Raw genomic sequence first — 735 nt, forward strand, 5'->3', positions numbered from 1 at the left:
CCCACCAGCGGCGACTCGTCGACCATCGGTGAACAGCAACAGTCCAATCCCGCGCTGACCCAGGACGAACAAACCTACGTCGACGAGTTGATCGCAGGACTGTCGGCCTACCCCGCGTACTACGCCCACATGGGCGTCATCAACACCGAAGGCCCCGCACCGATCGACCTGTCCACCCCAGAACCCGTCGACCCCGACGAACTACGCCGCCGCATCGACGACGGACAATGGGTCGTCGACCTCCGCGCACGCACCGCCTTCGCTGCCGGACATCTCGACGGTTCCCTCGGCTTCGAGCTGTCGACGACATTCGTCACCTACCTCGGCTGGCTCTACCAGTGGGGTGCGCCGCTGACCTTGATCGGCGACACATCCGATCAAATCGACGAGGCCACAAGGGAGTTGGCACGTATCGGCATCGACCACCCCTCCGGCTCCGCTGTCGGAGAGATTCATTCGCTCGCCAGCGACGGGCGCGTACGGTCCTACGAAGTGTCCGACTTCGCCGGACTCGCCGCAGAGGACTCGGACATTGCAGTGCTCGACACCCGTCAACAGTCCGAATACGCGGACGGCCACATCCCCGGTGCGATCAACATTCCCCTCCACGAACTGCCACACCGACTCGCAGAAGTTCCCGACGGCAAAGTGTGGGTGCACTGCGCCTCCGGCTATCGCGCCTCGATCGCGGCCTCACTACTCGACCGGGAACATCGCAGCGTGGTGCTCATCGAC

The 735-nt window shown here is 64.1% G+C and carries 1 protein-coding gene; it reads left to right on the plus strand.

Translation table 11 applies throughout. From position 1 onward, the window contains the following. A partial coding sequence (locus CH271_RS22560; protein WP_143546100.1) for a rhodanese-like domain-containing protein occupies positions 1–735 on the plus strand: 735 nt, incomplete at both ends.

Origin of the sequence: Rhodococcus sp. 05-340-2, assembly GCF_002258915.1 — a bacterium.
Lineage (GTDB): Bacteria > Actinomycetota > Actinomycetes > Mycobacteriales > Mycobacteriaceae > Rhodococcoides.